Origin of the sequence: Herbiconiux liukaitaii, assembly GCF_041927495.1 — a bacterium.
GTDB classification, from domain to species: domain Bacteria; phylum Actinomycetota; class Actinomycetes; order Actinomycetales; family Microbacteriaceae; genus Herbiconiux; species Herbiconiux liukaitaii.
In genome coordinates this window covers 1-25,044 of record NZ_JBHFHG010000006.1, presented here as the reverse complement: position 1 = coordinate 25,044, position 25,044 = coordinate 1, and the positions used below count along the sequence as shown (strand labels likewise).

Below are 25,044 nucleotides of genomic sequence, written 5' to 3'. Positions count from 1 at the left end.
GCCTTTCAGTGTGGAGCTAAGGGGATTCGAACCCCTGACCTTCTCATTGCGAACGAGACGCGCTACCAACTGCGCCATAGCCCCGCTGACGCTTGCGCGACAACCGGATCAGTTTACGACGAAACCGTGGAGGAACGCGAATGCGGCGGCGACCCGATCGCCGTGCGGGTCTTCCACCGCCCCAGCAGCAGGATCGAGATCCCGAGCAGCGCGCTCCCGGCGATCGCGATCGGCAGGTCCATGAAGTACTCCATCACCGCGAACGGCGGCAGGAACGCGAGCACCGTGGCCACCGCCACGACCGCTGGCGGCGGCGTCACCTCGATCTCGCGCGGTGCCTCCCAGCGCCCCACGAGGAACGACAGCCCGAACACCCCGGCCATCACGAGGAGGAACATGATCGGCCGCGTCCACCACCAGCCGAGGCTCGCGGGCTCGGGGCTCGCGTAGGGCACGAGCAGCGCCAGGCCGGAGAGGATGAGGATGACCGGCAGGTGCCACAGGTAGATGGTCATGAGCCTCGTGCCCACGAGGAACACGACCGCCCGCGCGGCGTGCGTGTTCATGAGACGCGCGAGCGCCGGGCGCAGCAGCTTGAGGATGCACGCCTGGGCGATCGCGAGCGCGATGAGCGGCACGGTGGGCGGGTTGAGGTTGGTGAGCATGTCGTCGGAGTACGGTCCCCACACCGTCATGGGCACGAGCGAGGCGTAGGCGAGCACCGCGATGCCCGCGAGCACCCACCAGCGACGGGCCGCGAACCAGCCGTCGGCGTACCAGAAGCCGATCTGCTGCACGAGCAGCCACACGAAGAAGAGGTTGGCGAGCCCGATGGTGTCGATGCCGGTGGAGTAGCGGAGCGCATCCACGAGCACAGCCCCCGCCAGCAGCACCAGGAGGGTGGCTTTCGGCGCACGCCGGTGCCACGAGACCATGAGCGGCACGAGCGCCTGGCACAGCGTGTAGGCCGCGAGGAACCACAGCGGCGAGGCCGCGCCCTCCACGGCGAGATCCACGAGCTGCGGCTCGATGCCGAAGAGTCGAGCGCCGCCGATCACGACGACGTAGAAGAGGAACAGCGGCAGCGCCGGCTGGGCGAGACGCAGCACGCGGTTGCGCACGTAGTCGGAGGCCGTTCCACCGCGCCTGGTGAGGCTCCTCCACGCCGTGATGGAGGCGAAGCCGCCCACCACGAAGAACAGCGGCATGATCTGGCCCGCCCAGGTCACAGGCGCGAACCACCACTGGCTCTCGAGCGGGCGCGAGACCTCCACCTGGCCGTCGGCGCCGAAGCCGACTCCCACCATGAGCAGGTGGATGACCACGACGAGCAGCACGCAGAACACGCGGGCGAGGTCGAGCGTGAGGTCGCGCTTCGAGATGTCGATCGACGACGAACCGCGCGCTCCCCCGGGCTCGGTGCGGGACGTCGATCGGGTGGCGGCAGCGCCCGGTGTGGGGCGGGGGGTGACTCCGGCGTCGCTCATGCTGTCATCCTAGGTCGAAGGCCCATCGCCGCTCCGGCATGCATCGTCGGCCGAGTGGTCACGGTCGAGCGGAGACGGTCGAGGTGACAGTCATGGTCACGCGGGCACGGATGCGGGCGGGCGGTCTCAGCCGGCGCGACGGCGGGCGAGGATCGAGTCGAGGTCGAGGTGCGCGTCGGTGTCGCCCTCCACGATTCCCATGCGCGCGAATCGCGACGGCGGGCCCGCAGGCGCAGCGACCGGAACGGACGCGGGGGCGGGGGCGGGGGCGGCGATCGTCGGCAGCTCGGCCGCCGCCGCGCGCTCGGCGTCGAGCCGCTCACGCAGCGTGGCCTCCGCCTCGGCCGCAGCTACCCGCAACGACTCGGCGTGCGAGACGGCCACCTCGTCGTCGAGCCCGAGTGGCGCGGCCGCCCGAGCGAGGTACAGCGGGCGCGGCACGAGCACGGGCACCCAGCCGTCGGATGCCGCCGACTCGACGTCGACCGAATCGGTCTCGTCGTCGACGACCTCGAGCTGCGCGTGCGCAGCGGAAGACGTGTCCTCGAACGACCCCACCGAGTGGTCCACGAACGCCGGAGCGGCAGGTGCCACCGGGCGCGGCAGCTTGAGCCGGCGCCCCGCCTTCGCCAACTGCACGAGCACGGCGACGCTCACGACCGAGGCGATCACACCACCGATGAGGATGATCCAGGCACCCGTGTAGACGGCCTGCATGCCGCCCAGCACGGCCACGGCCACCGAGAGCAGCAGCACCACCGAGGTTCCGGCGCGCGAACGGCGGAGCCGGTCGGCGGTGCGCACCGCGGCGGGCACGACTCTGGTCTCGCGCTCGGCGGCGCGGTGCTTGAGGATGCGCTCCTGCTCGGCGATGGCACGGGCGTTGGCCTCGATGCGCACCTCCTGCGGCAGCTCGGCCGTCTCGGCGAGGATGCGCAGCGTCTGCTGCAGGCGCACGGCATTGCGCTCCGTGGCGAGGTACTGCCGGCTGCGGAACCACGAGGGGAGGAGGTACACGAGCCACAGGACCGCCGCGAGGGCGATGATGAAGCCACCGCTCAGCCAGTCCGTTGTCATGGCTCTACGGTAGGGGCGCTCGAGCACGCCGCCCCCGCATGAGGGGCGCGTGTCGGATGCATTCCCGACAGCCCCTCAGCGAGCGCCCAGCGGGGCGCGGTTCAGCGCGGCTGGACCGGCAGCGGTCGACCCGCGGCGAGGCGTTCGCTCTCGGGCACCGCGCCGTCGCCGACCGGCACCCCGCCCTCCTGCCAGCGCCGCAGCACACCCACCGGCAGCTCCTCGCGCACGAGTCCGAAGCAGAAGTGGTCGCGCCAGTCGCCGTTGATGTGGATGTACCGCCGGCGCAGCCCCTCGTAGCGGAAGCCGAGCTTCTCGACCACCCGCAGGCTCGGCGCGTTCTCGGGCCGGATGCAGATCTCGATGCGGTGGAGGCCCACCGAGTAGAAGCAGTAGTCGGAGGCGAGCGCCACACCGGTGGGCGTGATGTTCTTGCCCGCGAAGCGCTCCGAGACCCAGTAGCCGATCGAGGCGGAGGCCACGGATCCGTAGCTGATCGACGAGACGTTGAGCTGACCGGCGAGCTCGCCGTCGTACTCGAGCACGAACGGCAGCCCGAAGCCGGCGCGCGCGTTCGCCTGCAGCGACCGGATGCTCGCGCGGGTGTCGAACGACATCGGACCTTGCGGGTTGGTCGCCTCCCACTTGCGGAGCCACAACCGGTTCTCGATGAGCTCGCGCTCGAGCGGCTTGGCATCGCGCACGCGGATGGGCCGGGCCGTCACCGGCCCCTCGACGAGAGTGGGCACGAACATGGGTGAGGAGCCTAGAGGCCCTTGACGAACTCCTGCAGCCACGGGCGGAGGTCGGGCCCGAGGTCCTGACGGTCGCTCGCCAGCTGCACGATGGCCTTGATGTAGTCGAGCTTGTCGCCGGTGTCGTAGCGGCGGCCGCCGAAGACCACGCCGTAGACGCCGCCCGCGATCGAATCGTCGCCCGCGAGGGTGAGCAGCGCATCCGTCAGCTGGATCTCGTTGCCCTTGCCTGGGGGCGTGTTCTCGAGCACGTCGAACACCTCGGGCATGAGCACGTAGCGGCCGATCACGGCCAGGTTGGAGGGGGCGGTGCCGGTGTCGGGCTTCTCGATGAGGCCCGTGACCTTCACCACGTCGGCCTCGTCGGTGGCCTCCACCGAGGCGACACCGTAGAGGTGGGTCATGGAGGGGTCGACCTCCATGAGGGCGATGACCGTGGCGGTGCGGGACTGCTGCACCTCGAGCATGCGCTTGAGCAGTGGGTCGCGGGCATCGATGATGTCGTCGCCGAGAAGGACGGCGAAGGGCTCGTGGCCCACGTGCATGCGGGCGCGCAGCACGGCGTGGCCGAGGCCGAGCGGATCGCCCTGACGCACGTAGTGCATCTCGGCGAGGGCCGTCGACTCGTTGACGACACGCAGCATGTCGCCCTTGCCCTTCTGCTGCAGGGTCGACTCGAGCTCGTACACGCGGTCGAAGTGGTTCTCGATGGCGGCCTTGTTGCGGCCGGTCACCACGAGAACGTCGTTGAGACCCGCGTCGACGGCCTCCTCCACCACGTACTGGATGGCCGGCTTGTCGACGACCGGCAGCATCTCCTTCGGCATCGCCTTCGTCGCTGGAAGGAAGCGCGTGCCGAGTCCGGCAGCAGGAATAACGGCTTTGGTAAGTTGAGTCCCCATGATGAACCCAGCGTATCCTGCTGGCATGGCTACCGATGAGTCGAACGACAAGCGTGCCCTGCGCGCCGAACTGCGCGAGCGTCGGCGCACCCGGCCCGCCCACGTGGTCGACACGGCCAACGCCGGATTCGCCGCCAACCTCATCGCGCTCGCGACCGAGACGAACGCCCGCACCATCTCGGCCTACCTCTCCACCTCGTTCGAGCCCGACACCCGGGCGTTCCTCAACTGGGCCCTCGCCGACGGTCGACGCGTGCTGCTGCCGATCGCACGCCAGGACGGCCTGCTCGACTGGGCGGAGGGCGACGGCGAGACCGAGACGGAGGGCCTCTACGGTCTGCCCGAGCCGGTGGGCGGCATCCTCGGCCCCATCGCCATCAACGACGCCGACCTCATCGTCATCCCCGCGTCGGCGGTCGACAGGCGCGGAACGCGCATGGGCTGGGGGCGCGGCTACTTCGATCGCACGCTCGGCTCCATGGAGAACTGCCCTCCCGTGTTCGCGGTGGTGTTCGATGATGAGATCCTTGACCAGGTGCCGCGCGAAGTGCACGACGCCCCGGTCGACGGGGCCGTGACGCCCACGCAGATCATCCGGTTCTCCTGAGCCGCGCACCGCTCCACCTCTAGTCCCCGGAGACCCACGTGCCCACCTACTCCTACCGCTGCACCGAGTGCGACAACGCCTTCGACATCCAGCAGGCCTTCACCGACGACACGCTCACCGAGTGCCCCGTGTGCGGCGGCAAGCTGCGCAAGGTCTTCAGCCCCGTGGGCGTGACCTTCAACGGATCGGGGTTCTACCGCAACGACTCCCGGCCGAAGCAGTCGGACTCGTCGTCCTCCTCCTCGTCCTCGTCGTCTTCCTCATCGGCGTCGTCGGACTCCGGATCGTCGTCGAGCTCCCCCGCCACGCCCTCGGCCCCGGCTGCGCCCGCCGCGAAGCCGACCACCTAGGCTTGTCGGCATGATCCAAGGATTCAAGGAGTTCATCCTCCGCGGCAACGTCATCGACCTGGCCGTCGCGGTCGTCATCGGAGCGGCCTTCACGGGCGTCGTGAACGCCATCGTGAACAACATCTTCAATCCGCTGATCGCCTCGATCTTCAAGGCCAGCGACCTCGAGAACGTGGCGGTCTGGACCCTGAACGGCTCCGACATCCGCTTCGGGTCTGTGCTCGGCGCGCTGATCCAGTTCCTGCTCGTGGCCATCGTGGTCTACTTCGTGTTCGTGCTGCCCATCAACCACCTCAAGAAGGCCGCGTTCGCGCTCAAGAAGACGCCGGCCGAGTCGCTGCAGGAGCAGAACGAAGAGCTGCCGCCCACCGAGACGGAGCTGCTCATCCAGATCCGCGACCTGCTCGCCCAGGAGCGCGCCACCGCAGCGGGCGAGCCCCCCTCGACGGGCCACATCCCCAAGCACTAGCTCACCAGTGGGGCGGCACGTCTCGTTTGAGGCGGTCGTCGTTGGGGCCCGCGGCCGAGGGCGGCGGGCGGTCTCCCCACGACTCGTCGGTGTCCTCCGTGGCACGCACGGGCGCACCGTCGGGCACGGCCTGAGGGGTGGGGTCGCTTCCGGGCGCGGGATCGGTCGAGACCCGGCGCCGTCCGGTCTTCTTGACGGTCACGCGGGAGATCCTAGAACGAGATCGGCTGCGTCTCGACGAGCGCGAGCTCCCGCACGCCGAGCACGTTCGCGATGCGCGCGGCCACGGCCTCCGGGTTCGTGAAGAGCTCGAAGGAGTGCACCCGCAGGTAGTGCCAGCCGAGGCGGCGCAGCATGTCGGGGCGCAGGCGCAGCGACTCGCGGAGCGACGTGGAGTGCACCACGGCATCCGTCTCGATGGCGATCGCACGACCGTCGTGCGAGGCCACGAGCGTGAGCTTGCCGCGGTGCTCGAACGCCACGTCGAGCCCGCGGGCGCCGAGGCGGCGGGCGAGGTCGATGAGCAGGGCGTCGCCGGGCGACGAGAAGGTGTCGGGCGTGGGGCCGGACTCGGCCTCCTGCAGGATCTGCTGCAGCGCGACGACCCCGAAGTTCATGCGGTCCTCGTCGATGTCGGCGGGCGTGAAGCAGCTCACGATGTCCATCGAGCGACGCGCCCTCGTCATACCGACGGCGAGCAGTCGCTCACCACCGGGGCGAGCGAGCCCGCCGAAGTTCGTGAGCACCCGGCCGTGCGCGGTCTTGCCGTAGCCCACCGAGAAGATCACGCGGTCACGGCTCTGCGCCACCGACTGCTCGAGCGTGGCCACCATGAACGGCTCGGCGCGCTCCTTGAGCACGAAGTCGGCGAGGTCGCTGCGCTTCGCGAAGGCCGCGAGCACGGCCTGCTGCACCCGCACGGCGTGCTTGGGCGAGGCCGTGATGACCATGAGCGATTCGCGCGGGTAGTTGATGGCGTGGTCGAGCACGAGCGAGACGACCTCGTCGACCTCGGCGTCGACCGACTCGACAGCGCCCGTCTCGGAGTCGGGCATGCCGCCTCGACCCTCCACGTAGTGCAGCGCGAGGCTGCCGTGGCCGAGGAAGGTGCCCGCCCAGGGCAGCGAGTCGATCTTGCCGCCGTAGAAGCGGTGGTTGACGAGCTCGGCGAGGTCTTCGCCGCCGGCCCGGTAGCTGCGTGTGAGCGAGAGCGTGGGCACGAGGTCGGCGAGGCGCGCGAGAGCGGAGTCGGTGTGCAGCTCGTCGACGAGGGCGGCGTCCTCCCGCGAGCGGGCACGCTGGTCGTCGACGGGGCGGATGGCGACCTCGAAGTGCGAGGGCGTCTGCGTCACGGGGTCGCCGAACGCCACCACCTGGCGGGCCCTGCGGATAGCGCCCACGTTCTCGGCGAGGGTCGTGGCCCCGGCGTCGACGAGGATGACGGTGTCGAACGTGATCGCATCCGTGATCTGCGGCACCTCGTAGGGAGAGGCGAGCCAGACCGGTGCGAGCACCTTGCCGAGGTGGGGGGCCGCCTGGTGCAGCGAGAACGACGAGATGCCGTCGCCGCGCAGCAGCTGCTTGAGCTCGGTGGCCTCCATGGGGTGGTCGAGGATGCCGACGCTCCACGTCTCGGCGAGCTGCCACGCGAGCAGCTGACCGTTCATGGAGGCGTGCGCCTCGTCCACGAGCCGGAAGTCGCCCTCGAGGCGGTCGAGCACTCCCGTGTTGGCACCGAGCAGGGCGCGGTCGTTGGCGAGCATGAGCTCGAGCACCGACTGCCACCACGCGAGCTCAAGCTCGTCGGGCACGGCGGACTCGGGCACGTGCCGGTTCGAGAGGTCCACGAGCAGCGGATCGAGCGCGTGCTCGCGCAGCGAGTCGAGAAGCTCGGTGCGCTCCTGCAGGTTGGCCAGCACCTCGGACTCGGCGGCGAGGCCCTCGATCATGCCGATGAGCTGATCGATCGGCAGCGAGCCGAGCTGCTTGGAGGTGCCCACGGTGCCGAGCGGCAGGTCGAGCTGAGCGAGATCCTCTGTGACGCGCTGGAACGCCATCTGCACCTCGTTGATGCCCACGGGGATCTCCGGCGGGATGCCGGCGGCGGCGAAGCGGTACCAGAGGGTGCGCTGCTGCTGGATGCGGCGGAGCGACTCGTTGATGTCGCCGATGTGCACACCGGGTCGCACGTACTCCTTGGCCAGCGACTTGAGCCGACGACGGGAGGTCGACGACATCTGCGGGGCGTCGCGGCGGGGCGAGGTGGCGGCGATCAGGTCGGTGAGCGAGCGGTCGAAGACCACGGGCAGGAACTTGTCGAGCGTCTCGCGCAGGTCGGCGAGCAGGCGCAGGTAGGTGCCGAGCTCGGTGAGCGAGGTGAACGGCCGCATGCGGGTCTGCCCGATGAGGTCGTAGGCGCCCGTGAGCAGCTTCGGCAGGTCGGAGTTGTTGAGCCGCTTCGCGAGCGAGTGGGCGCGGTGGGCGTCGTCGCCCGAGGAGAACTGGGCGCCGTACCAGGGTGAGTCGTCGGGCCCGTACCGGAACTGGCCGAGCTCGGCGGCGCGGCTGAGCGTCTTGGCGGCCTTCATGCGGCCGGAGGAGAGCGACTCGAGGGCCGAGCGGTCGAGCCTCGCGGTCGTGGCCGGCGGGTGCGGCAGCAGGGCGAGGCGCGCGAGCTCGCGCAGGGCGTCGAGCACGGAGACCTTGAGCAGCGGATCGACGCGCGACATCGAGGTGCGGTAGTCGAGCAGCACGTTGCGCAGTCGCACGAGTGCCTCGTCGACATCGGCCACGCGCGGCTGGGCCGCCTTCTCGTTGCGGCCGATGGACTGGATGAGGTCTCGACGCAGGGTGCGCGGTGAGACGGCCACGCCGGGCAGCCCCACATCCGCGAGCCGACGGCTGATGCCGCCGAGGCTCAGGCGACGGGGGCTCACCACGAGCACACGCTTGTTCTGGGCCACGAGGGCGCCGATGGCGTTGACGATGGTCTGGGTGCCGCCCGTGCCGGGGAGGGTCTTGACCACGAGGGAGTTGCCGCCCGCGATCTGCGCGATCACGTTCTCCTGCTCGCCGTCGGCGTCGAGCAGGAGCGTGTCGGTGGAGGGGGCGCGATGGTCCTGCGGCGAGGGCTCCACGGGGTGGTAGCCGTCCTGCACGCCGCGGCGCGAGGTGAGGTTGCCTGCGAGGGCGTCGAGCACCGGATGCGTGAGGTCGCCGCTGTCGGCGATCATGTCGCTCGCCACGTCGGCGAACGAGGAGACCACGAGTCGTGGGTGCACCTGGAACCAGGCGAGGTGCGAGGTGAGGCTGCGCAGCCTGTCGATCACGGGCTGCGGCTTGAAGACACCGTTCGAGACGGCGAGGGCGATGAGCGATTCGCTGTCGAGGGTGATCTGGAACTGCTGCTGCAGCAAGCGGGCGAGGACCGGGTTCACGAAGGGCGCGCCGCGCAGCTTGAGCTCGAAGTCGCGGCCGTAGCGGCGCACCGAGATGGGGCGGAGGAGCACGGGAGCGCGGAACGTCTGCTCCACGCCATCGGGGCCGGCCGCTCCGCGCCACTCGGCGAGGCCGATGGCGAGGTGCACGGAGTCGATGCCGCGCACGGAGCGCAGCTCCACACCCTTGTCGGTGATGGCGCCCGCGGCGATGCGGGCGTTGCGCAGGGCGAGCTCGTCGCGGATGAGGCTCGAGAGCAGGGTGGAGTTGCCGGTGATGAACTGGGCGAGGCCGCCGGGGTGGGTGGTGCTCAGCTCGATGCGCGAGCGGGGCGAATCGTCGAACGAGGCCAGCGGTGAAGGGCCGCCGATCGAGGCGATCTCGGATCGCCACTCGTCGCGGGTGGGTTCGACGAGGCTCTCGGTGCTGTAGACCTGACCGACCTGGCCGCCTCCGGCTGCCTGACCGTTCCGCCCCCAGGCCGACTCCACAGGGTCGACGGCAGACGGGTTCTCGTCTGCTTCTCGTTTCTTATCGGCGCGCCACACACCGCCACAGTACGTGTCGCCCCCCGGAATTCCGGGTAGGAACAGGCGAGTTTCGCGAACCGGCGTGCCGAGACGGTTCCGGATGGAATAATCCGCGCCCCTCTCTCGCTGAGAACGAGGACATGACGAACCTCTCCGTGCTCGACCTCATCCCCGTCCGCTCCCGGCAGAGCTCCGGAGAGGCGGTCGCGGCGAGCCTCGCGCTCGTGCGCGCCGCCGAACGCCTCGGCTTCACGCGCTACTGGCTCGCGGAGCACCACAATATGCCGGCCGTGGCCTCCACGTCGCCCTCCACGCTCATCGCGCACTTCGCGGCGCAGACGTCGCGCATCCGACTCGGATCGGGCGGCGTGATGCTGCCGAACCACGCTCCCCTCTCGATCGCCGAGCAGTTCGCGCTGCTCGAGGCCATGCACCCCGGCCGCATCGACCTGGGGCTCGGCCGCGCACCCGGTTCGGATCCGGTGACCTCGTACATGCTCCGCGGCCCCCGCACCACCACCGATGGCGACCCCAGCGAGACGTTCCCCACCGACGTCGAGACCGTGGCCGCCCTTCTCGGCTCCGACCGTGCGAGCACCTCCGAGCCGTTCGGCGCCGACGACCAGCCCGGAGTGGGCCTCAACATCCGCGGCCGCTCCTACGAGCTCAAGGCCACGCCCACGATCACGACGGCGCCCGAGATGTGGCTGCTCGGATCGAGCGACTTCTCAGCGGCCCTCGCGGCCAAGCTCGGCATGGCCTACGTGTTCGCCAACCACTTCGGCCAGCCCGGCATCGAGCGCGCGCTCGAGCTCTACCGCAGCCGGTTCCAGCCCTCCGAGGCCCTCGCTGCACCCAAGACGCTCGTGACCGCCAACATCTCGGTGGCCGACACCGCGGCCGAGGCCGAGGCGCTCGCCCTGCCGCAGCTCATCCAGATGGCGCGAATCCGCACGGGGGGTGCGCTCACCCCGCAGCTCACCGTCGAGATGGCGGCCGCCACGGAGCTCGGGGCGATGGAGCAGGAGTCGGTGCGCGACCAGGCCCGCCGGTGGCTCATCGGCACGGCAGACGAGGTGGCCGACCGCATCCGCTCGATCACGGCGGAGCACGGTGTCGACGAGGTCATGGTGTCGCCCGTGGGCGGGGCCCGCGAGAACGACGACATGTCGGATGCGCCCGCGCGCATCCGCTCGCTCGAGCTCATCGCGCCGTACTTCACCGGCGACTCCGTGGGTGCGTCAGCAGGCCGTGAGGTTCTGCACGCCTGAGCCGAGCGAGTTCGGTCCACCGAGCAGGGTCACGCGTTCGGCGCGGAAGCGCTGAAGGCTCAGCTTGAAGTCCTGCGAGACGCAGTTCTGCTGCACCACGACGAGCGGGGAGCCCTTCGCTCCGGCGAGCGCCGAGCCCGCGAGGGCGTCGGGGAAGTTGAGTCCCGTCGCCACGAAGACCCGCTCGCGCCGCACGCCGGTGCTGTCGAAGTCGTAGGCGTCGAGGTTGATGGCGAGCGAGGCCGAGAAGCGGTCGGCTCCGGAGAGCCTGCGCACGCTCAGCGCCGAGCCGTTCGTGCGGAGGCCGCTCAGTGACGACTGGAGTGACGGTGTGACCGAGTTGGGGCCACCGGCGATGGTCACCGAGGTCGCCTTGAGGGTCTGCGTGAGCAGGGTGGCCGTGGCCGAGTCCACGGATGTGGCCGCGCCGTTCACGAGCACCACGGGCCGACCGAGGTAGCCGCCGGCGCCTGAAGCGCTGAGTGCGTCGGGGAAATTGGCGCCCGTGGCGACGTACACCCCCTGGGTGCCCGAGCCGAAGGCCCTCGCCGCGACCGTGCGCGAGACGGCGTAGCGGTCGGCCCCGCCCCAGCGCTCGACCGTGGCGGCGGGCCGGTAGAACCGCAGCTCGGCGAGCACGCCCTCCGAGACGGAGTTGGGCCCGCCCACCACCACGATGCGCGTGATGTTCGTCATGTCGGAGAGCACGCCGCGGGCGGCCTCGGGGAGGGTGGTCGGAGTCGTGAGCAGCAGCGGTGCGCCGAGCTTGACCGCGGCGGGGCCGGCCGAGAGCGCATCGGCGTACCCCACACCGGTGGCCACGAAGAGAGTGGAGGTTCCGCCAGGGTAGGCCTCGCGGGCGATGGAGGCCGCCACCTCGTAGCGGTCGGCGCCCTGGATGCGGTCGACGTCGATGTGCGGGTACCCGAACCAGTCGGTGTAGATGACCCAGAAGTTCAGGTTGCCGAACGAGGAGCAGCCGTCATCCCCGCCGTCGAGGGCCGCTCGGTTGGGCTGGTACGGCGTGTACTTGTACAGGGCGGCCGTGGCCTTCGTCCTGATGGTGAGCGGGGCGGATCCGCACGAGGTGTCGGGATTGTAGAGCACCGGGGTGGGTGAGCCGATGGGCAGCCGCGGGTTCAGGTAGTCGCTCTTGAGCTGGCGCGCCGCGTTGTAGACCTGGTTGAAGAAACCGCTCGTAGCGGGGTCGCACGGAGTGCCGTCGTCGCGGCAGTCGTAGCCCGTGGCGGCGGCCAGCCGGCCCGCGGTGGGCGCGCTCGACGTCACGAGGTTCGACTCCTTCTCGATGAGGGTGAGGAGCGCCTTCTGGCTGACGCCGCACGCGATCCCGACCCGGGAGATGATCGAGGCGGCCGATTCGGATCGGCCGGAGTACGAGGAGCAGAACGAATCCGCGCCGAGGGTCGGGGTCGACACCCGGTAGGCGCGCAGGCAGTTGGCGTTGCCGCAGCCGGGCACCTCTGCTTCGAGGAAGCTCTGCACGGCTTCGGTGTTCATGGCGCCGCCGTTGTACATGTTGGCGTCGCTGATGATGTCGTCTGCGCGGAAGCTGTAGTAGCTGGCGGCCGCGAGCGGATACGCCTCGTCGACCAACGGCGCATCCTGGGCCGGCGAGGGCGAGGGCGAGGCCGTGGGCGTTGGCGGGGGCGGGGGCGTCTCGGCGGCCGCGGCGACGCCCGCACCGGTTCCCGTGAGGAGGCCGGCGGCGAGGGCCAGTCCGGCGATCAGGGACAGGGACCTCTGGGCGTTGCGCGCTCTGCTCACGGGGCGACCCTATCTTCTTCGACACCTGTTTGATAGTCCGAGCAGCTAAAGGAGAACGACTGTTCCATTAAGCTGAGCCGATGACCACGAGCGGCGAGAGGCGAGCGCAGGGCGTGCGCCCCTCCGCGGCCCGAGAGCGTCTGCTCGAGACGGCCGCGGAGCTGTTCTACCACGAGGGCATCACGCGAGTGGGCCTCGATCGTGTGCTCACCGAGGCCGGAGTGCCCCGCGCCACGATGTACCGCCACTTCGCGGGCAAGGAGGCGCTCGTGGCCGCGTGCCTCGAGCTCGAGGACACTCGCATCCGCCTCGCCGTCGAGTCCGCCACAGCGTCCGCCCCCGGGGCCGCCCCCGCGAGCGGCGGCGATCCGCTCGACGACCTGGTCGTGCTCATCGCCGACGACCTCGCCTCCCGGCACACGCGCGGCTGCCCGTTCATCAATGCCGCCGTCGAGTATCCGGATGCCTCGAGCGAGGTGCGGCGGATCGTGGACCGCCACCGCTCGTGGTTCCGCTCCGTTCTGCAGGAGGCGCTGCTCGCCCGGCGGCCCGAGCTCACCGACGCGCAGGCGGCCGAGATCGCGAAAGGGCTGTACCTGCTGCGGGACGGCGCCCTCATCGGCGGCTACCTCGACGGCCCGGCGTCGGTGCGCGACGCCTTCCTCCGCTCGGCGCGCGCCATCGCGGACGGCCCAGCCCCCTGAGGGCGGGCCTGCGATCAGAAGTGCGTGATGCCGTAGACCGGGCGCACCGGCGCGAGGAGCGCACCGAGCCGCGAGGCCGCCCCGTCGCTGCGCTCCCGGAGCTGGCCGGCCGCCGCGAGCACGGTGGGCTGCACCGCTCCGAGGTAGACGGAGCCGAGAGCCCACGCCTCGAGCTCGAGGTCGGCAGGCGCATCGCCCGCGGGAGTGACCGTCGCCCCACCATCCGACACCTGCAGCCGGTAGCGGCCGGCCGCGTGGCCGAGCTCGTCCGCGACCTCGAGCACGATCTCGCCTGAGGCCTCCTGGCGATAGCCGCGCGCTTCGAAGGCGCGGGGCACGTCGAGGATGCGGATCCACAGCTGGTCGCTCTGCGCGGTCGTGCGGAGTGCTCGCCAGTCGGCGAGCGCCCAGCGCAGGGGGTCGTCTGCCGGGGCCGAGTGGAACCGCACGCTGTCGACGAGGTCCATGGATCCGAGCAGCTCCCACAGCCCGAGGTAGGCGTCGTCGCCCGCCGCCACGAGGTCGATCAGCTCGAGCTCGGTGGAGGTCTTCCCCTCGTGCACGCGGTACGAGACGTAGCCGTCGACCGCACCGCCTTCGTCGAGGTGCACCGCGGCGCGCACCGTGGCGTCGTCTCCCCCTGTCGGCCCCGAGAGACCGGCGCTGCGGTTCACGTACTGCTGCTGGCGGTCGACCGACCCCGGCGTGCGGGCGTGGAAGGCGGCGAACACGCCAGGTGCGAGGTGCACGAGCTCCGCCGCCTCGATGAGCTCGCCTCGCCCGGCCGGTCGCACGGTGAGCTGGAACCGCGGCCCCGTCGTCACCGAGACCTCGTGCACCCAGTACGCGGCACCGAACCCGAAGCGGCGGTAGATGGTGGCCTCGGAGACCGTGAGAGCGGCGATCGCGAGACCGGCGTCACGAGCGGCCTGCAGGTCTGCGGTCATCATGCGGCGCAGGAGGCCCCGGCGGCGGTGGGTCGGGCGCACGGTCACGCCCGCGATGAGATGCGCGGGCAGCGGTTCCGCTCCCCCGACGTTGAGGGTCTTCTCGTAGGCCGCGAAGGTGGCGACGGGCAGCTCGTCGGCGGCCCCTCGAGGGTAGGCACCCGTGAGCCTGCGCCCATCCGCGGCGATCTCGGCGGCGGCCCTGTCCACGAGCTCGGCGGTCATCCGCGGCTCGTGGAACCCGCGCGACTCCGCCTGGAGCCACTCGCGCGTGGCCGCATCCGCGCTCCCCTCGGCGAGAGCGGCGGGGAAGGTGCGGAGGTCGTACTCGGGTGCGGAGCTCATGGCTCAACGCTATCCGGCGAACCCGCCCGTTAAAAAGTGGTGGAGAGGGCCGAAGCCCTCCCCACGCAGAAGCATAGCCGTCGCACTGCGACCGCCGCCACTCAGCGCGAGAGCAGCCCGGAGCGCTCGGGATGCTCGTCGAACCACTTGCCGACGTACCAGCACATCGGCACCACACGGTAGGGCGTGTTGGCCTCCACGTCGTCGACCGCGAACTGCACGATCTCGCCGGCGAGGCCCTTGCCCCGCTGCTTCGGATCGGTGAACGTGTGCGTGAACGAGATGTGGTTCTCGTTCACCACGTAGCCCACCGCGCTCGCGAGCGCACCGTCGATGCGCAGCGAGTAGCGGTGCTGGCCTTCGTCGTGACTGAATTCCTGTGCCATGCCGTCAGCCTACGCTCGCCGGGAGGGAGCGGGTCAGACGATCGCGGCGCGCAGCTCGGCGGCGGCGGCTCCGACATCGGGAGCGCTGTAGATGGCGCTGCCGGCCACGGCGACCTGGGCGCCGGCCTGCTGCACCGAGGCGATCGTGGAGGCGTTGATGCCGCCCGCCACGGAGAACGGCACGCCGGAGGCCTTGCCGTCGTCGAGCAGGGTGGAGAAGGTGAAGCCGTCCTCGGCCTGCTCGTCGAGACCGGCGTGCATCTCCACGAACTCCGCGCCGAGGGCCACGACCTCCTTGGCCCGTGCGGCCTTGTCTGCCACGCCGATGAGGTCGACCACCACACCCTTGCCGTGCTTCTTCGCGGCCTTGACGGCGCCCACGATGGTGCTGTCGCCGGCCGAACCGAGCACGGTCACGAGGTCGGCACCGGCGGCGAAGGTCATGTCGGCCTCGAGCTCACCTGCATCCATCGTCTTGAGGTCGGCGAAGACGATCTTGTCGGGGTGGGCCTCCTTGATGGCCGTCACGGCCGAGAGGCCTGCGCTCTTGATGAGCGGGGTGCCGAGCTCGAGGATGTCGACGTGCGGAGCCGCGGCGGCGGCCAGCTCGAGGGCGGCTTCGGTGGTGAGGGTGTCCATGGCGAACTGCAGCTTCATGAGGGATTCCTTACTGGGGTGGTGGGGATGGTGTGGAGCGGGTCGGGGAGGGTCATTCGAGATTCGCGTGGTGGGGCCAGAGCTCGTCGGCGGTCTGGCCGGAGCGCTGCCACAGGGCGTGGAAGATCGCGTCGCCGAGCACCACCACGAGCTGTTCGAAGAGACTGCCCGCGTACTGGTCGGAGGCGGTGCCCGAGCGATCGAGCTTGTCGGCGGCGGGCACCACCACGAGCGCGGTGGCGAGCTCGGCGAGCGGCGACCCCTGCGCGGTGGTGAAGGCCGCGATGCCGGCACCGGCCTTCGCGGCGGTCTCGGCGGCGCGCACGATGCCGGCCGTGGTGCCCGATCCGCTCGCCGTGAGCAGCACGTCGCCCTGGCGGATGGCCGGCGCGGTCACCTCGCCCACCACGTGCACGTCGAGCCCGAGGTGCATGAGGCGCATCGCGGTCATGCCGAGGGCGAGGCCCGAGCGGCCCGCGCCGAGCACGAACACGCGGTCGGCTCCGGCGATGAGCTCGGTGACGGCCTCGAGGGCACCTCGCTGCTCGCCTGCCGGATCGAGGTCGGCGGCGAGCACCCCATCGATGAGCTCGTCGAGTTCGCGGCGCACCAGCACGAGGGCGTGCCCAGGGCTCATGTGAGCAGGGCTCATGCGGTCGGTGGTCGTGGATTCGTCGGTCATGTCCCCAGCCTGCGCGCGGTCGCCGCCTCGTGCCGCCCTCCCTTCGGGGCGTTGCACCTACTCGAAAGGATGGGCTGGGTGGGGCGTATAGTGTCCTCATGCCCTCTCCCGTCGCGTCCACGCCCGCTGCGGCGGCCCTGGCCGAGCTGCCCTCCCCCGCCTCCCGGCGGCTCGCGGCGCAGGCCGCCGCGGTGCTGGCGGAGCAGACGGATCGGCACGCCGTGACCCTCGAGTCCGTGCTCGCCGTGCTGCGGTCGAAGCGCATCGACGACAAGGCCGCCCGCACGATGGCCATCGACATCGCGGCGAGCGCCCTCGTGGGGCTGCGGATGGCGAGCGACGAGCAGCGGGCCAGCATGCTCGAGCCCGTCGTGGGTGCGTTCGCGCGGCTGCGCACCGACTTGAGGCCGCTCGTGCGGCACGGCGACCTCGACGTGCAGTTCGTGGAGCCCCCCACCACGGGCCGTGCGCTGCCCGGCGACGTCGCGCACGCGGCGCGCGCCATCGTGCGGAGCGCCGTGCTGGCGTTCGTGGATCACGGCGACACCAGCAGGGTGCGCATCCAGTGGGACTGCGACGGCCTCAACCTGCTCATCGACATCCGCGACGACGGCAAGGGTGAGCTCACGGCGCACGACGACTCGCTGCGGCCGATCGCCGAGCGGGTCGCCGCTCTCGACGGCGAGCTCAGGGTCTCCTCGACCGTCGGCTGGGGAACGGATCTCGCCATCCGCCTGCCGCTCGATCCTCCCGCCGCCCCCGAGCTGCTCGAGGACAGCGTGCCGCTGAGTGCCCGCGAACGCGACGTGCTGCGGCTCGTGGCCACCGGCGCCCGCAACCGGGCGATCGCCGAGCAGCTCGCCATCAGCGAGAACACGGTCAAGTTCCACGTCTCCAACCTGCTGCGCAAGGCGGGCGCAGCGTCACGCTCCGAACTCGCGTCGCTCGCGAAGAGCGCGAACTGAACCGCCCCTGACCCCTCAGTCTTCTCCCCTCCCCATCCACCGCATCCAGCTGAAGGAGCTCCCCATGCGCGCACTCATCCACTCCACCTTCGGCGAGGCCACCGACGTGCTCGAGCTCGTCGATCGCCCGCTGCCCGAGCCCGGCGTCGGCGAGGTGCGTCTCCGCGTGACCCTCGCCACGATCCACAACCACGACCTGTGGACCATCCGCGGCACCTACGGCTTCAAGCCCGAGCTGCCGGCCGCCACGGGCACCGAGGCCGTGGGTGTCGTCGACGCGCTCGGCGAGGGTGTGGAGGTGCTGCAGCTCGGCCAGCGGGTCACGACGGGCGGCACATTCGGCGCGTGGAGCGAGTTCGTGGTGGCCAAGGCCGCCGGGCTCGTGCCGGTGCCCGATGGCGTGAGCGACGAGACCGCGGCCCAGCTCATCTCGATGCCGTTCAGCGCCCTGAGCCTGCTCGACTACCTCGACGTGCAGTCGGGCGACTGGATCGTGCAGAACACCGCGAACGGAGCGGTCGGCCGGCTCGTGGCGCAGTTCGCGGCCACCCGAGGGGTGCGTGTGCTCGGTCTCGTGCGGCGCGACGCCGCCGTGCAGGAGCTCTCGGCGCAGGGCATCGGCGACGTGGTGTCGACCGAGAGCCCGGAGTGGCGCGAGCAGGCGGCGACCGTGCTGGCCGGGGCGAGCCCGAAGGCCGCGGTGGACTCGGTGGGCGGATCGGCCGCGGGCGATCTGCTCTCGCTGCTCGGTGAGGGTGGAACGCTCGTGTCGTTCGGGGCGATGGGGTCGGGCGGCCTCGAGCTCTCGTCGGGCGACCTGATCTTCAAGCAGGCCACCGTGAAGGGCTTCTGGGGCAGCCGCGTGAGCCGGGACATGGAGCCGGAGAAGCGCCGCGCCCTGTTCGGCGAGCTCCTGCAGCGCATCGGCTCCGGTGAGGTCGCGCTGCCCGTGGAGGCGATCTTCGACGCCGAGAACGCCCGCGAGGCGGCGGCCGCGAGCGCCGAGCCCGGCCGCGCAGGCAAGATCCTCCTCCGCTTCTGACGCCGAGCCTCAGCGGTGGTGGTCGAGCGCTGCGAGCACGGTCGGCCACGCGCGGCTGGTGGGGTCTATGACCTCGTAGTGCCCGGCATCCGCGATCTCGGCTAGTCGGATGCGCTCATCGCGCGCCGCGTAGGCGCGGCTGTACGACACGGGCACCTCGTCGTCGAGGGCGCCATGCACGAGCGTGATCGCGGGCCCCTCGGGCACAGGTAGCCGCATCGTATCCACCGCCTCGAGCGACGCGGCGAACCCGGCCGCCCCCGCCCCGCCTGACGACTCCGCATCACGGTCCGACGCCGATCCGCCGGGCGCCCCCGCCCCGCCGAGCAGCTCCGCCACGGCGCCGTCGCTCAGGCGGGCGCGGTGGGCGGCGTCGAGGTCGAGCACTCCCGCGAGCGAGACCACCCCGTGCACCGTCGCCTCCTGCGTCTGGCTCCACAGCGCGAGGTGCCCGCCCGCGGAGTGCCCGACGAGCACGATCCGCTCGGCCACCGCCGCACCCCAGCGAGCCCGCACGAGCGGCGGCACGGCCTCGAGCAGCCGCAGCACATCGTCACCGGTACCGGGCCACCCGCCACCGGGATCCCCCACACGCCGGTACTCGGGCAGGGCCACCGTCCACCCCTCAGCGGCGAGCGCCGCCGCCATCGGGTACAGATGCGTGCGATCCCACCGCCGCCGCCAGAACCCCCCATGCAGCAGGATGACGAGCCCGCGCCCGGCCTCACCGCCGTCCGCTCCACCAGTCGCCGCACCGCCCCGGGCCGCTCCATCGCGATCATCGTCTCCGCGAGCGGCGAAGAGGTCGACCAGGTGGAGGGCGTCGGGTCCGTACCGCTCCGTGTGGTCGGGTGACGGCCCGCCGGCTGCGGAGGGACCCGTCTCAGTCGCCGTCACGCTCGAGGATCCCGCGGACGGCCTCGATCACGACCTCCACCTCCGCGAAGCTCGTCGAGAGCGGCGAGAGCCCCAGCCGGATGCCCGACGGCGCCCGGAAGTCGGGCAGCACGCCGTTCGCCCACAGCTCATCCATGATCCCCGCGAAACGAGGATGGTCGAGCGTGACGTGACTGCCCCGCACCTCCCGCCGTCGCGGCGACGACAGCGTGACCCCGAGAGGCGCGAGCCGCTCGTCGTGCAGCGCGATCGCGAAGTCGGTGAGCGCGAGCGACTTCTCCCGGATGGCCTCGATGCCCACCTCGGCGATGAGGTCGAGCATCTCCTGCATCGCGATCATGCCCATGATCGGAGGTGTGCCGCTCATGAACCGGCGGATGCCTGTGGCGGGCCGATACCCCCCCGCCATGGCGAAGGGGTCGTGGTCCCCCATCCAGCCCCAGATCGGCTGCCGAGCATCCTCGAGCAGCGCCGCGTTTGCGTACACGAACGCGGGAGACCCCGGGCCGCCGTTGAGGTACTTGTAGGTGCACCCGGTCGCGAGGTCGACCCCCCACGCGTCGAGCTCGATGGGCACCGAGCCCACCGAGTGGCAGAGGTCCCACAGCACGAGCGCCCCACGCTCGTGGGCCAGGGCGGTCAGCCCTTCGATGTCGGCGATGTACCCCGACCGGTAGGCGATGTGGCTCAGCACCACCACGGCCGTGTCCTCCCCCACCACGGCGGCCGCATCCTGCACGGTCACTCCCGCGCCAGCATCCGTCTCGATCCAGCGGATGACGGCCCCCGTCTCCTCCGCGATCCCCTCCACCACGAAGCGATCGGTGGGGAAGTTGCCCCGATCGATCACGATCTCGCTGCGCCCCGGCCGGGCGTGCAGCGCCGTGCGGATGAGCTTGTAGAGCGACACGGTCGTGGAGTCGGCGACCACGGTCTGACCGGGGGCGGCCCCGAGGGTCTCGCGGCCGATCCTGTCGCCGAGCTGCAGGGGCAGCTGCAGCCACGTCTCGTCCCAGCCCCGGATGAGACGGGCACCCCACTGCTCCGTCACGAACTCCGTGAACTTCTGCGGCAGGTTCTTGGTGGGGCGGCCGAGCGAGTTGCCGTCGAGGTAGGCCGAGACCGCGGGGTCATCGGCGCCCAGGAAACGATCGCGGTACCCGCGGAGCGGATCGCGCGCGTCGAGCTCCGCGGCGCTGGGCACCGAGGCAGACGGGACGGTGTCGGGAATGGTGGTCATCTCAGCGTCCGATCTCGGTGCGCACGGCGAACAGTTCGGGGAAGAAGGTGAGGTCGAGCGCGCGCCGCAGGAAGTCCACGCCGCTCGACCCGCCGGTGCCGACCTTCATGCCGATGGTGCGCTGCACCGTGCGGAGGTGCCGGAAGCGCCAGAGCTGGAAGTTCTCCTCGAGGTCCACGAACTCCTCGCACGCCTCGTAGACGGCCCAGTGCTCCTGGGCGTTGTCGTAGATCTCGATGAACACGGGCAGCAGCTCGGGGGTCATGGTGTGCGCCACGGTCACGTCGCGCTCGAGCAGCGAGGCGGGCACAGCGAACCCGTGCCTCGCGAGGTAGCGCAGGAACTCGTCGTAGACGCTCGGCGTGTGCAGCAGCTCCTCGAGCAGGGCGCGGGCCTGCGGTTCGCCGTCGAACACCTGCAGCATCTTCGCGTTCTTGTTGCCGAGTGCGAACTCGACCGCGCGGTACTGGTACGACTGGAAGCCCGAGCTGTTCGCGAGCGCGTCGCGGAACTGCGCGTACTCGCTGGGCGTGAGGGTGGCGAGCACCGACCACTGCTCCGTCATGGTCTTCTGGATGTGCTTGACCCTGGCGATCTTCTTGAGCGCCGAGGCCAGGTCGTCCGCCGCGATGAGCCTGCGGGCCGCGCTGAGCTCGTGGAGCACGAGCTTGAGCCAGAGCTCGGTGGTCTGGTGCTGGATGATGAACAGCAGCTCGTCGTGGTGCTCGGGCGTGCTCAGCGGGTTCTGGGCGCTCAGCAGGGTGTCGAGCCCGAGGTACGAGCCGTAGCTCATCTTCTCCCGCAGGTCGGTGACGATGCCGTCTTCGAGGGGGCGGGTGTTGGTCTCCGCTGTCGTGTCGTTGTCCACGCGCCCACCCTATCTCGCGAACGCAACGAGCGTCAGTCTTTCGACATAGATCCCAGGTCTGAGGCTCCCGTGACCTCCCGCACGAATTCCGCGGCCTGGCCGCCGAACCGCGTGCGGATGCGGAGCAGGAGCGCGTTGCTCCGCTCGCCCGGCCAGTCGTCGGGAAGCAGCGACGCGGGCAGGCCGGGATCGATGTACGGGATGATGCGCCACGTGTCCACGCTCCGGATGTACGTCGCGAAGGCCTCGCGCGGCGACACCTCCGCCGTCTCCGGCACCGCTCCGTCGGCGGCGTGCCGGCTGAGGAACTCCTCGTGCTCGGCCCGCAGCGCGTCGAGGTCCCACCACGATGCGACCGCCTCGCGCAGGTCGCCGGCCACCCTCGGTCGTTCCGCGATGAAGACGGTCGAGTGCTCGCGCAGCCCGAGGTCGTCGAGGATTTCCTCGACCTCGCCCTCGAGGTACGCCGGGCAGATCCACAGCGCGGGCGACACCGTGCCGCAGCCGATCCAGTGCAGCCGACGGCGCAGCTGGTGCCTCAGGTGCCGACTCTCCTCGGGGATCGAGAACGAGATGAGGCACCAGCGACTGTCGGGGCCCATGGTGCGCGGGTGCTGGATGCGCCGGTCGCCCCGCTGCAGCATGGCGACCGCCTCGGGCACGAGCGCGTATCCGGCCACCCTGCCCCGGGTCTCGGCCACGAGCAGCGACTTCTTCTTGACCCGGGCGAGTGCCGTGCGGGCACGGGGGGCGGGCACCCCGAGCGCCTCCATGAGCACGAGCAGGTCGGCGACCGCGATCCAGCCGCCGATCTCGCGCAGCGAGACACCCACCACCGTGCGGAGGAGCGACGTGGCGCTCCCCGGCCGGGAGTCCATGTCGTCGAGGATCTCGCTCACCGCGCTCCTCTCCACCGCGGCCCGGCGTCACCCACCGGGCGCCGACCCACGACCCCGACGCCCCCATGGGCGTCGACCACCGACCCTAGCGCCTCGCGGGCCCGGATCGCGGCGGGGTCAGACGAGCACCCTCCGGCGCCGGCGGGCCATCGAGTAGAAGACCGCGGCGGCGAGGATGAGCACGCCCTGGAAGATGTACTGCCACATCTGCGACAGCCCGAGGAACGTGGTGGCGTTGAGCACCTGGATGATGAGCACCGAGCCGAGCAGGCTGCCCACGAAGGTGCCCCGACCGCCGAGCAGCGAGGTGCCGCCGAGCACCACGGCGGTGATGCTCGAGAGCGTGTAGCTCACGCCCTGGGCGGGGTCGCCCACACCGATCTGCGTCATGAGCACGATGGCTCCGCAGAAGGCGAGCGCCGAAGTGGCCATGTAGGCGAACACGACCGTGCGGTCGATGTTCACGCCCACGCGACGCGCCGCCTCCTCGTCTGAGCCCGTGGCCCGCAGGCGCCAGCCCCACTTGCGCTTGCGCAGCAGCAGCTCGAGCAGCACCGTGAACACCACGAGCACCACGAAGATGAGCGGCACCGGCCCCACCCTGGTCGTCACGAGCGCCGTGAACGATCCGGCGATGTAGCCGTCGGGCGAGTCGCGCAGCAGGAAGCTGAGCCCCTGCAGCGCGATGTACAGCGTGAGTGTCGCGGCGATCGCGGTGAACTTGCCGAAGCGGATGAGCGATCCGTTCACGAGCCCCGTGGCTATCGCGGCCGCGAACATCAGCAGGATGCCGAGGCCCATCACCCCGAACGGCTTGTCGTCGTTCACGAAGAACGAGGCGATCACCACCAGGAATCCCGCCAAGGGGCCCACGGAGAGGTCGATCCCTCCGATCAGCAGCGAGATGGTCTGCCCGAGGGCGATGAAGCCGAGCGCGCTCACGAGCATGAGCACGGAGAAGATGTTGAAGTCCGAGAGGTACCGCGCGTTCTGCGCGAAGATGAACGCGCCGAGCAGGGCGATCACAGCGACGAGCAGCACCGAGGGTGCGTAGTCGCCCTGGATGAACCGGCGGAGCGGCGTGGAGCGCACGACCCGGTCGGAGGCGAGCTGCACGTTGGCGGTGTGCGCGGTCGAGGTGACCGCCGACTGCACGATCCTCGTCTCGGTGATGTCCTCGCCCACGAGGGTGCCGACGGCGTTTCCGCGGCTCATCACGACCACCTGGTCGCACAGGCCCTCGAGCTCCTTGGCGTCGGAGGAGGCCACGATCACCGGGATGCCGGCGGCCGAGACATCGCGCAGGATCTTGTAGATCTCGAGCCGGGCGCCCACGTCGACACCCTGCGTGGGCTCATCGGCGATCACGATCGAGGGCTCGGAGAGCAGCGCCCTCGCCATGACGACCTTCTGCTGGTTGCCGCCGGAGAGGGAGGAGACCACGGAGTCGAGCGACGCGGCCTTGACCGCGAGGGAGTCGAGGGTGGTGCCGACGGTGTCGACCTCCTGCTTCGAGCTGAGCAGGAACCCCTTCTTGAAGCGCTTGAGGGCGGAGACGGCCGCGTTCTCGCGCACCGAGAGCGACATCATGAGGCCCTCGGTGTGCCGGTCGGCCGGCATGTAGGCGGCCTTCTCGAGCAGCTGCGACGAGCTCAGGCTGCGGTCGGCCACGACCACCCGGCCGGTGAACGAGTCGAGGCCGGCGATGGCGCGCAGGAGCTCGCTCTGGCCGTTGCCCACGACACCGGCGATGCCGAGGATCTCGCCGCGCTTGACGGCGGCGGAGACATCCACGAAGTCCTCGCCGGAGAGGCCGTCGAGCACGAGGTTGACCTCGTCGGAGTCGCTCGCCACGTGCTTGGGCGGGAAGGTCGACTCCATCTGACGGCCGATGATCATGGTCAGCAGCTCGTCGTCGGTGACCTCGTCGACGCGCGCCACACCGCGGAGGCGGCCGTCGCGCAGCACGGTGACCCGGTCGGCGAGCTGGCGCACCTCGGCCATGCGGTGGGTGATGTACACCACGGCGGTGCCCTGGGCCACGGCCTCGCGCACGCGGGCGAAGAGCAGGTCGACGGAGTCCTGGCCGAGGGGTGCTGTGGGCTCGTCGAGCACGAGCACCTTGGGCTCGAGCGCGAGCGCCTTGGTGATCTCGAGCAGGTGCTTCTGCGCCACGGTGAGCGTCTCGACGCGGTCGCCGACGTGCGCGGTCAGGCCGGACTGGCGGATGAGCGAGGTCGCGTACTCCTCGGTCGATCCCTTGCCCTCGAACACGGAGGCGGGGAGCGCGAGACGCAGGTTCTCGAGGATGGTCATGTCGGGGAGCACCGCCGGGTGCTGGTGCACGATGGCGATGCCGAGGCGGGCCGCGAGCGCGGGGCTCAGCGAGTCGATCGACTCGCCGCCCACCGTGATCGAGCCGCGGTCGGGCTGCACGGTGCCGGTGGCGACGTTCATGAGCGTCGACTTGCCCGCGCCGTTCTCGCCCAGGAGGGCGTGCACCTCGCCGGCGCGCACGTCGAGCGAGACGTCGGCGAGCGCCGCGACGCCGGAGTACGACTTCGAGATGCCGGTCAGCGAGAGCACCGCGACCGAGGTGCTGGTGTCTTCGATGTGTGTGTCCACGGAGTTGACCTCTTCATCAGCTCGACCGGGAGAGGTCGAAGTCCGGGGCGGGGGGGGGAGGAGGGGGGGGGGGGGGGGGGGGGGGGGGGGGGGGTGGTGCCTGGGGGGTTTTTCTT

At 70.7% G+C, this 25,044-nt stretch carries 23 protein-coding genes and 1 tRNA gene; 7 read left to right on the top strand and 17 right to left on the bottom strand.

Annotated elements, in window-relative coordinates; translation table 11 throughout:
• Positions 1–11: 11 nt before the first annotated feature.
• From ACEXQC_RS12565 to galU, 5 genes are all read right to left on the bottom strand, one after another.
• Positions 12–84 (bottom strand) — tRNA-Ala (locus tag ACEXQC_RS12565).
• Positions 85–113: 29 nt separating this feature from the next.
• The gene (locus ACEXQC_RS12560; RefSeq protein ID WP_374822614.1) at positions 114–1,487 is read right to left on the bottom strand and encodes an acyltransferase family protein; all 1,374 of its coding nucleotides are present in this window, start codon (positions 1,485–1,487) and stop codon (positions 114–116) included.
• Between the two features lie 126 nt (positions 1,488–1,613).
• Complete coding sequence (locus tag ACEXQC_RS12555; protein WP_374822611.1) at positions 1,614–2,564, bottom strand: hypothetical protein; 951 nt, start codon at positions 2,562–2,564, stop codon at positions 1,614–1,616.
• Positions 2,565–2,665: 101 nt separating this feature from the next.
• Positions 2,666–3,319, bottom strand: coding sequence for a GNAT family N-acetyltransferase (locus ACEXQC_RS12550; RefSeq protein WP_374822609.1), 654 nt, complete (start codon positions 3,317–3,319; stop codon positions 2,666–2,668).
• A gap of 11 nt (positions 3,320–3,330) precedes the next feature.
• Positions 3,331–4,221, bottom strand: coding sequence for a UTP--glucose-1-phosphate uridylyltransferase GalU (gene galU, locus ACEXQC_RS12545; RefSeq protein WP_374822606.1), 891 nt, complete (start codon positions 4,219–4,221; stop codon positions 3,331–3,333).
• Positions 4,222–4,246: 25 nt separating this feature from the next.
• Between galU and ACEXQC_RS12540 the strand changes: the two genes are divergently transcribed.
• Genes ACEXQC_RS12540 through mscL form a run of 3 tightly spaced genes read left to right on the top strand, consistent with a single transcriptional unit; the run spans position 4,247 to position 5,647 of the window.
• Positions 4,247–4,828 (top strand): 5-formyltetrahydrofolate cyclo-ligase, encoded by a 582-nt coding sequence (locus ACEXQC_RS12540; RefSeq protein ID WP_374822603.1) that lies wholly within the window; start codon positions 4,247–4,249, stop codon positions 4,826–4,828.
• A 38-nt stretch (positions 4,829–4,866) separates the two neighbouring features.
• A complete protein-coding gene (locus ACEXQC_RS12535) occupies positions 4,867–5,178 on the top strand; it encodes an FmdB family zinc ribbon protein (RefSeq protein WP_374822600.1) in 312 nt (103 codons plus the stop codon).
• A gap of 10 nt (positions 5,179–5,188) precedes the next feature.
• The gene (gene mscL / locus ACEXQC_RS12530) at positions 5,189–5,647 is read left to right on the top strand and encodes a large conductance mechanosensitive channel protein MscL (RefSeq protein ID WP_374822597.1); all 459 of its coding nucleotides are present in this window, start codon (positions 5,189–5,191) and stop codon (positions 5,645–5,647) included.
• A gap of 1 nt (position 5,648) precedes the next feature.
• Here mscL and ACEXQC_RS12525 read toward each other — a convergent pair whose 3' ends face one another.
• Positions 5,649–5,849, bottom strand: coding sequence for a hypothetical protein (locus tag ACEXQC_RS12525; protein ID WP_374822594.1), 201 nt, complete (start codon positions 5,847–5,849; stop codon positions 5,649–5,651).
• Positions 5,850–5,859: 10 nt separating this feature from the next.
• A complete protein-coding gene (locus ACEXQC_RS12520) occupies positions 5,860–9,633 on the bottom strand; it encodes an AAA family ATPase (protein ID WP_374822591.1) in 3,774 nt (1,257 codons plus the stop codon).
• 122 nt (positions 9,634–9,755) lie between these two features.
• Here ACEXQC_RS12520 and ACEXQC_RS12515 point away from each other — a divergent pair, with 122 nt between their 5' ends.
• Positions 9,756–10,886: an LLM class flavin-dependent oxidoreductase gene (locus ACEXQC_RS12515; RefSeq protein WP_374822588.1), complete on the top strand. Its 1,131-nt coding sequence runs from the start codon at positions 9,756–9,758 to the stop codon at positions 10,884–10,886.
• On the opposite strand, the gene ACEXQC_RS12510 is transcribed toward ACEXQC_RS12515, so the two are convergent.
• Positions 10,857–12,671, bottom strand: coding sequence for a cell wall-binding repeat-containing protein (locus ACEXQC_RS12510; RefSeq protein ID WP_374822585.1), 1,815 nt, complete (start codon positions 12,669–12,671; stop codon positions 10,857–10,859). The genes ACEXQC_RS12515 and ACEXQC_RS12510 overlap by 30 nt on opposite strands.
• Before the next feature lie 80 nt (positions 12,672–12,751).
• On the opposite strand from ACEXQC_RS12510, the gene ACEXQC_RS12505 reads away from it, so the two are divergent.
• Positions 12,752–13,375 carry a TetR/AcrR family transcriptional regulator gene (locus tag ACEXQC_RS12505; protein ID WP_374822582.1) on the top strand — a complete coding sequence of 208 codons (624 nt, stop codon included), beginning with the start codon at positions 12,752–12,754 and terminating at the stop codon, positions 13,373–13,375.
• Positions 13,376–13,389: 14 nt separating this feature from the next.
• Here ACEXQC_RS12505 and ACEXQC_RS12500 read toward each other — a convergent pair whose 3' ends face one another.
• The 4 genes from ACEXQC_RS12500 to hxlB form a co-directional block, all read right to left on the bottom strand.
• The gene (locus ACEXQC_RS12500) at positions 13,390–14,667 is read right to left on the bottom strand and encodes a GNAT family N-acetyltransferase (RefSeq protein ID WP_374822580.1); all 1,278 of its coding nucleotides are present in this window, start codon (positions 14,665–14,667) and stop codon (positions 13,390–13,392) included.
• 101 nt (positions 14,668–14,768) lie between these two features.
• On the bottom strand, positions 14,769–15,053 hold the full coding sequence (locus tag ACEXQC_RS12495; RefSeq protein ID WP_374822577.1) for a GNAT family N-acetyltransferase: 285 nt from the start codon (positions 15,051–15,053) through the stop codon (positions 14,769–14,771).
• A 33-nt stretch (positions 15,054–15,086) separates the two neighbouring features.
• Positions 15,087–15,710: a 3-hexulose-6-phosphate synthase gene (gene hxlA, locus ACEXQC_RS12490; RefSeq protein WP_374822574.1), complete on the bottom strand. Its 624-nt coding sequence runs from the start codon at positions 15,708–15,710 to the stop codon at positions 15,087–15,089.
• 52 nt (positions 15,711–15,762) lie between these two features.
• Positions 15,763–16,392, bottom strand: a complete 630-nt coding sequence (gene hxlB, locus ACEXQC_RS12485; protein WP_374822571.1) for a 6-phospho-3-hexuloisomerase — start codon at positions 16,390–16,392, stop codon at positions 15,763–15,765.
• Positions 16,393–16,490: 98 nt separating this feature from the next.
• On the opposite strand from hxlB, the gene ACEXQC_RS12480 reads away from it, so the two are divergent.
• Positions 16,491–17,357: a LuxR C-terminal-related transcriptional regulator gene (locus tag ACEXQC_RS12480; protein ID WP_374822568.1), complete on the top strand. Its 867-nt coding sequence runs from the start codon at positions 16,491–16,493 to the stop codon at positions 17,355–17,357.
• 64 nt (positions 17,358–17,421) lie between these two features.
• A complete protein-coding gene (locus ACEXQC_RS12475; RefSeq protein WP_374822565.1) occupies positions 17,422–18,399 on the top strand; it encodes a zinc-binding dehydrogenase in 978 nt (325 codons plus the stop codon).
• Between the two features lie 9 nt (positions 18,400–18,408).
• Here the strand turns inward: ACEXQC_RS12475 and ACEXQC_RS12470 are convergent, their stop codons facing one another.
• The 5 genes from ACEXQC_RS12470 to ACEXQC_RS12450 all read right to left on the bottom strand — a co-directional run bounded on the left by ACEXQC_RS12470 (position 18,409) and on the right by ACEXQC_RS12450 (position 24,928).
• On the bottom strand, positions 18,409–19,296 hold the full coding sequence (locus ACEXQC_RS12470; protein WP_374822563.1) for an alpha/beta hydrolase family protein: 888 nt from the start codon (positions 19,294–19,296) through the stop codon (positions 18,409–18,411).
• Positions 19,283–20,536 carry a kynureninase gene (gene kynU / locus ACEXQC_RS12465; RefSeq protein ID WP_374822560.1) on the bottom strand — a complete coding sequence of 418 codons (1,254 nt, stop codon included), beginning with the start codon at positions 20,534–20,536 and terminating at the stop codon, positions 19,283–19,285. The genes ACEXQC_RS12470 and kynU overlap by 14 nt, the downstream gene beginning before the upstream one ends.
• A gap of 1 nt (position 20,537) precedes the next feature.
• Positions 20,538–21,329: a tryptophan 2,3-dioxygenase gene (gene kynA / locus ACEXQC_RS12460; protein WP_374823647.1), complete on the bottom strand. Its 792-nt coding sequence runs from the start codon at positions 21,327–21,329 to the stop codon at positions 20,538–20,540.
• 107 nt (positions 21,330–21,436) lie between these two features.
• On the bottom strand, positions 21,437–22,303 hold the full coding sequence (locus ACEXQC_RS12455; RefSeq protein WP_374822557.1) for a PaaX family transcriptional regulator: 867 nt from the start codon (positions 22,301–22,303) through the stop codon (positions 21,437–21,439).
• A gap of 117 nt (positions 22,304–22,420) precedes the next feature.
• On the bottom strand, positions 22,421–24,928 hold the full coding sequence (locus ACEXQC_RS12450) for an ATP-binding cassette domain-containing protein (protein WP_374822554.1): 2,508 nt from the start codon (positions 24,926–24,928) through the stop codon (positions 22,421–22,423).
• Positions 24,929–25,044: the final 116 nt, after the last annotated feature.